Source organism: Psychrobacter frigidicola, assembly GCF_007997305.1.
Classification (GTDB): domain Bacteria; phylum Pseudomonadota; class Gammaproteobacteria; order Pseudomonadales; family Moraxellaceae; genus Psychrobacter; species Psychrobacter frigidicola.
This window is the reverse complement of the sequence record NZ_VORZ01000002.1, coordinates 608,722-615,528: the sequence shown is the minus strand read 5'-3', so window position 1 is coordinate 615,528 and position 6,807 is coordinate 608,722. Positions and strand designations below refer to the sequence as shown.

Genomic DNA, 6,807 nt, shown 5'->3' with positions numbered 1-6,807 from the left:
GCCACCTGAGGTGATAGCGGCTACGGTTGCAATAGCAGCGGTAAGGGTGGTTTTACCATGGTCAACGTGTCCGATGGTGCCGACGTTGACGTGTGGCTTTTTGCGTTCAAACTTGGCCTTTGCCATGAGATTTTCCTCTTTATTGGTGAATCTTTATTAATCAAAGATCGGTAAATAGCTGTTTGACGGCTTATGACAGAGTTAAAACCATCAAACCGTTGACGCTATGGCTCATCTATTAAATATTGTCTATTACAATAGCTACCTTATATGGGCGCTATGATAATTTTTTCAATCTATTTAATGTGTTAATTCACTACACCACCTAACAATTATAGTGGTACATATTAATTAGTGAACTGACAGCACTAAAAGGCAACACCTCAGTGTCACCTTTAAATCATTACTTTGAGCATAGATTTTATTTTTTTCAATAGTGACACTGGACTGTATGAAATATAAATGGAGCTCATATTGAGAATTGAACTCAAGACCTCTCCCTTACCAAGGGAGTGCTCTACCGCTGAGCTATATGAGCGTGTTTTAGATAACTAATAAGTCATCTAAAAAAATATCACGAGGCAGTCTTAATAGCTAACTGTCGTGATAGGATTATACTGTTTACTTAGTGCCATATATATGGAGCGGGTGGCGGGAATCGAACCCGCGTCATTAGCTTGGAAGGCTAAGGTGTTACCATTATACCACACCCGCAATTACTCTTTATTGAAACAATAATACTGATTCAGAGTAAGCTTGGCGCTATGATAAACTTTAAAAATATGGTGGTGGGAGAAGGATTCGAACCTTCGAAGCTTTCGCGACAGATTTACAGTCTGTTGGGTTTGACCGCTCCCCAATCCCACCTTAGGTTACCTTGAAAGAGATGGTGCCGACTGCCGGGATCGAACTGGCGACCTACTGATTACAAGTCAGTTGCTCTACCAACTGAGCTAAGTCGGCTTGTTCTCTCAAAGTGGGGTGTATTCTATCAAATACAGTGCAAAATACAACCCCCTATCTGAAGTTTATTATCATTTATTTGAAAATAAAACTTAAGCAGTTGATTATATTAATATTTTTATTATTAATAATTACAGATAACTTGATGCAGCGCAATTATATGATGGGTCATATCAAAAAAAGCTAGCGAATACGCAGTCCATCACAAGCCATTTTTACGGCTTTAACCAGTGCCAATGCTTTTTTGTTGGTTTCATCCCACTCTGCTTCTGGAATAGAATCAGCAACTACTCCAGCTCCCGCTTGAATATGTATTTTGCCGCGGCGCATCACTGCGGTTCGAATAGCGATAGCAGTATCCATGTTGCCATGCCAGCCTAAATAACCGACTGAACCACCAAACACGGTACGACGTACTGGCTCGACCTCATCAATAATTTGCATTGCGCGAATTTTAGGCGCACCTGACAATGTACCTGCTGGGAAAGTCGCACAAAATACATCTAAGGCATCTTTATCAGGAAGTACGGTGCCTTCGACATTGGAAGCAATATGCATGACTTGTGAGTAGCGTTCAATAAACATCTTTTCGGTGACTTTGACGCTACCATATTCGCAAACTCGGCCGATATCGTTGCGGCCTAAATCTATGAGCATTAGATGCTCAGCGATCTCTTTTTTATCCGAGAGTAATTCTTGCTCCAATGCCAAATCCTCGGCTTCATCTTGACCACGTTGACGGGTTCCAGCTAATGGACGAACCGTCACTTTACCATTTTCAATGCGAGATAAAATTTCAGGAGACGCCCCGATAATATCAAAGCGTTTGTGGTCGTCAAGGGTATAACCATGCACTAAAAATAGATAAGGTGACGGATTTAAAAACCGTAAGGCACGATAGACAGCAAGTGAGTCACCAGTATAGTCTGCGGTCAAACGCTGAGCAGGAACCACTTGCATGACATCTCCTGCCAAGATGTAATCTTTAATTTTATTAACGTCGTTACAATACTTTTCTTTCCCAGTTTGCGATTTAAACTTGGGCGTTGGCATGATTGGCGCGCTTAAATCTGGCATCTCAGCCAATTTGTCTTCTATTTTTTGCAGCTCACGAATGGCCGCTCCATAGCCATCATCGTTATGACAATCGGCATAAACAACAATAGATAACGTGTTTTCTAAACTATCAAAAACAATCACGCTCATCGATAACATCAACCACATATCTGGTAGTGACATCGGGTTAGGCGCATCAGACAAGCCCACGCTAGGTTCAATCACACGAACCATATCATAGCCAAAATAGCCTATTAGCCCGCCACTAAAGCTGGGCAATGCAGGCACCTCATTTACCGTTGGCATTTTATAGTTCGCCATCAACTTACGAAGGTAGTCAAAGGGATCAGCAACAGCATCGACATCAATACAGTCGTTTTTTTTAAGCGTCATCATGCCATCAGCATATTGCAAAATCAGATCACTACCCAAGCCAATCATCGAATATCGTGCCCAACGCTCGCCCCCCACTACAGACTCAAATAGGTAGGCTGAACCACTCAAATCTCGAACTTTAGAGAACACAGAAACAGGCGTCTGAACATCCATTAAACGTTTTTTAATAAGGGGAACATGGCTAAAGCCTTGGTCTTTAAAGGCTTGATATTCTTCAAAAGTCATCATAATAAGCAGTCTCTTAGCACTATATTGGTAAAAGATGAGAGTTGTACATACAAGAAAAAAATGAGTCGTAATAAATTTAAAAAGTAAGCAGTAATAAAAAAAAGTAAAGACTAGGCCTGCCATTGTAACAAAACCGGCAGGCGTTATTAATAATTAGGATTACTGAACAGTTTGTAGACCTGCTAAGTAGCAACTATCGTTAGTTGACTATAAGCAAACAGCTAGCGATTACGCACCGCCCATATTGAATAGCCATAATGCAATTCCGATAATGATAATGGCAACAAAAACCCAAATAAACCAACCACCGCTGGGCTTTTTCTCGACATGTCCCGCATTGGCCGTGTTATCAATAGCTTGATCCATAGCATTATTGCCTTCAGTACCCACATCGCGAGATTGACCTAAATTAGTGGTTCCTGAGAACTGTCCAGTTGCCGCTTGTTTGGCACGTAACACATCTGGATCGGCTTCTTCTTGTAGTGCTGTCTTAGTCGTTTTATCTTGTTCTGGAGTAACTATTGGTTCTTGTTGCATGGCTGGTTCTTGAGGTGCCGTTGGCACTTTCTCTAATGGTTCATTAATCATCGGTTCATTGACTAGTGATTCGTTGATTAGTGAACTATTAGTCATTTCCTCTTGATGTAAATTTTCTTTAAGGTTTTCCTTGGACACTATTGGCTCCAGCTTATCTGCTGTACTTGGCATAGCTGACGTAGTTGGAAGAGCTTGGGTGGCTTTTGTGGGTGTATGGTCTAGGCTTTCACTAGAAGACAATACCTCTTTGATAATGGTCTCTTTTACCACTGGTTTACCTATATTCTTATGTACGTCATTTTCTGTAGTCATATTGAGAGCGCTAGTATCTTCTAAAGTAGGGGTGGATAAAGTGGGAGTGTCTAACGTAGTGTCGTTTAGAATCATACTGTCTAAAACCGTTTCTTCTACGACTACAGGCTCTACGGGTGAAGAAGCAGCAGGTTGAGCTTCTAAACGTATTGCAGGCTCATCAAGAGTAGCTGCTACGTCATCACTGTGGCGCTTTTCTGAGCTTTCCAATACTTCATCTGCGGTTACAATAGGAAGCGTGGTATCGTCCATAACATCATTATTAACAACTTCGGCATCAATAATATCAGTATCAACAACTTTAGTATCTAAAACAATAGAGTCGATAACTTCAGAGTCTACCACGTCACCATCCACGACTTCTGCATCAACGACTTCGGTAGGTAATACGTCAATAGTTGTCGGTGCAGTGTGAGTTAAGGCAGCCGCTGTTTCAACTGGCTGTTCTATATCTGTGGGAGCATCCATAGCATCTGATGTTCCTGCCATCACCTGAAAGGCAAAGCTTGCAAACCCAACGGTATCATCGGCTTTGAGGTGCTTGGACTTATTACCCTCAATACGCTCCTCATTAATAAAAGTACCGTTCGATGAGTTTAAGTCTTTGAGATAAAGCTTGCCATTCAAGACGCTTAATAGCGCATGATTACGGGATACTTGCTTGCTGCCCAGTACCACATCATTATCACTACCGCGCCCAACTGATAAACTATCGCTGACCGTCAACGTTAAGTCGCCTAGCGCTTCTGTTAGTGCATTTAGCTGCCAAGTGTTGGACTCTACGGGGACTTTTATATCTGTAATATTAGTTCCAACCGATGTTGTGTCATGCTCATTTGAATTGCTCACTATGATATCGCTCCTTATTTTTAGTAAAGTTTATCCATTTACTATTATTATTAAAATGACGTGTACTCGTATCGCCCTTTATAACTTTATTATTCAAACCATTAAGAAAGTGGATTATATTTTTTATCTTAGCAGTTTTACGACTCTATATTGCAATAACACTATTTTTTACAATCAATATCATTAATGTCTATCTATAAAAGATGTAAGGTTGAATTTCTTTATTGCGTTTGTTTAGGAATAAAATGAGGTTTAATTATACCGCACAACTTACTATAAGGAATGCTCAGCACAGGCATACCATAAACATAGGGGCCAATGTCATAAGCCTGATAGCGAATATGAATACCTTTATCGGTTAGGGTAATGTTGTCATTGAGAGTAAATGGCCAGCTTTTCTCGTAGCTGCTGATGTCTTCATCAAGCGTTTAGGCAGCTCATAATCAAGAGCGTCAGTGCTACTGATAAGGCTACTAGCGTTTGCCGATAAGCTAGTGGCACTCAATAAAATGCCGCTAGCCAGCGTGGAAAATAAACGCAAATACTGGCTTAGAGTGGTTAATTGCGCAGTTGTTAGCGGCTTTTTGTTAATTGATAGAGTCATATTGCCATATATCCTGGATAACAAACCTATTAAATCAATCAATAGTCTACCGTAACCGTCATGGGTTATTGTTGAAACACTGTTTGTGTTTTTAAAACGTTCCTTATGCTAGAAAATATGGACAATAAAAAAGACACGGCAGCCGTGTCTTTTAAAATAGGATATTAAGCGCTTGAAACAAACTGCGTTTTAAACTTAGTGCTCACGAGTATTACTAAAGGTTACTTCCGGATAACGCTCTTGCATCAACTGCAAATTCACCCGTGACGGCGCTAAATAAGTCAGATAGCCACCGCCATCAAGGGATAATTGGTCGTGGGCTTTACGTTTAAATTTCGCTAAAGCGACTTCATCATCGCAATGAATCCAGCGCACGGTGGCAATAGATACGGGCTCAAAAGTACATTGTACTTTGTACTCTTCTTTTAAGCGATGCGCGACCACTTCGAACTGCAATACACCGATTGCGCCTAAGACTAAATCATTATTAATCTGCGGCATAAATACTTGCGTTGCACCCTCTTCACTCAGCTGCTGAAGACCTTTTTGCAAGGCTTTAGATTTGAGAGGATCTCTGAGCACTACACGGCGAAATAGTTCAGGCGCAAAATGTGGAATGCCGGTGAAATTAAGCTCTTCACCTTCAGTAAAGCTATCGCCAATAGAAATCGTACCGTGATTATGCAAGCCAATAATATCACCAGGATAGGCTTCTTCTAAAGCTGCACGGTCGCCTGCCAAGAAGGTTAAAGCATCTGCAATACGCACCTCTTTACCCAGACGGACATGCTTCATCTTCATGCCTTTTTCGTACTTACCTGAACACACGCGCAAAAAGGCAATGCGGTCACGATGACGCGGATCCATATTGGCCTGAATTTTGAACACAAAACCCGTAAAGTTAGGTTCAGTAGCTGCCACTTCACGCTCATTTGTAGGATGTGCTTTTGGCGGCGGTGAATACTTAACTAGCGTATCAAGCACCATATTCACACCAAAATTACCCAATGCCGTACCAAACAATACGGGCGTCATCTCGCCTGCTAAAAATGCCTCAATACTAAAGTCTTCTAGCGCCATTTGTACCAGCTCAAGTGACTCTTCAAATGAGGCAAACATCAACGCCCCGAGACGCTCACGAATATCAGGATAATCATAACCATCGCGAGTCTCGATATCGACAATATCGCCGCCATGACCCTTTTGATAAAAGTAGGTTTTATTTTCGGTTAAATGGTAGACCCCAACAAAGTCTTGCCCCATACCAATTGGCCACGTTAAAGGGATACATTTAATTTTCAGTACTGCTTCAATTTCGCTAAGCAATTCAAGCGGCTCACGGATTTGGCGATCCAGTTTATTCACAAATGAGATAATCGGTGTATCCCGCATCCGGCAGACTTCCATCAGCTTGATGGTACGTTCTTCAACGCCCTTTGCCCCATCTACCATCATTAGCGCACTATCCACGGCTGTCAAAGTACGATAAGTGTCTTCACTGAAGTCAGCGTGTCCAGGAGTATCAAGTAAGTTAACAATGTGCTCTTGATAGGGAAACTGCATAACCGAGGTAGTGATAGAAATACCACGCTCTTGTTCCATACTCATCCAATCTGAAGTCGCGTGGCGGTCAGTCTTACGACCTTTAACCTCACCTACGACCTGAATGGCTTGACCCCATAGCAGCAGTTTTTCAGTCATAGTGGTTTTACCCGCATCAGGATGCGAGATGATGGCAAAAGTACGGCGTTTAGCAACCTCACGGGCAAGCTTAGCTGGCGAGAGCTTATGTGTTGAAAGTTTGGTATCTGCGCTCATAATCAATAACTTATCGTTAAATTTTGGAAGGAAATAGCAGGATT

6 protein-coding genes and 4 tRNA genes are annotated in these 6,807 nt (G+C 41.7%); all 10 read right to left on the bottom strand.

The features are described 5' to 3' along the window. Nucleotides 1-126, bottom strand: a 126-nt coding sequence (locus ES754_RS09195; RefSeq protein ID WP_228267773.1) for a GTP-binding protein, incomplete at its 3' end; no start/stop codon positions are given. 337 nt (nt 127-463) lie between these two features. Continuing rightward, a tRNA-Thr gene (locus tag ES754_RS09190) sits at nt 464-538 on the bottom strand. Between the two features lie 102 nt (nt 539-640). Then, a tRNA-Gly gene (locus tag ES754_RS09185) sits at nt 641-714 on the bottom strand. Nucleotides 715-783: 69 nt separating this feature from the next. Next, a tRNA-Tyr gene (locus tag ES754_RS09180) sits at nt 784-867 on the bottom strand. 20 nt (nt 868-887) lie between these two features. Further along, nucleotides 888-963: transfer RNA gene (locus ES754_RS09175), tRNA-Thr, on the bottom strand. A 183-nt stretch (nt 964-1,146) separates the two neighbouring features. Beyond that, a complete protein-coding gene (locus tag ES754_RS09170; RefSeq protein ID WP_147223862.1) occupies nt 1,147-2,643 on the bottom strand; it encodes an anthranilate synthase component I family protein in 1,497 nt (498 codons plus the stop codon). A gap of 228 nt (nt 2,644-2,871) precedes the next feature. Next, entirely contained in the window at nt 2,872-4,341 is a 1,470-nt protein-coding gene (locus ES754_RS12285; protein WP_227677912.1) for an FHA domain-containing protein, read from the bottom strand. A 221-nt stretch (nt 4,342-4,562) separates the two neighbouring features. Beyond that, entirely contained in the window at nt 4,563-4,682 is a 120-nt protein-coding gene (locus tag ES754_RS12355; RefSeq protein ID WP_227678039.1) for an RsiV family protein, read from the bottom strand. A gap of 17 nt (nt 4,683-4,699) precedes the next feature. Then, nucleotides 4,700-4,945 (bottom strand): hypothetical protein, encoded by a 246-nt coding sequence (locus ES754_RS09155; RefSeq protein ID WP_147223861.1) that lies wholly within the window; start codon nt 4,943-4,945, stop codon nt 4,700-4,702. Nucleotides 4,946-5,140: 195 nt separating this feature from the next. Further along, nucleotides 5,141-6,763, bottom strand: coding sequence for a peptide chain release factor 3 (locus tag ES754_RS09150; protein ID WP_147223860.1), 1,623 nt, complete (start codon nt 6,761-6,763; stop codon nt 5,141-5,143). Between the last annotated feature and the right edge of the window lie 44 nt (nt 6,764-6,807).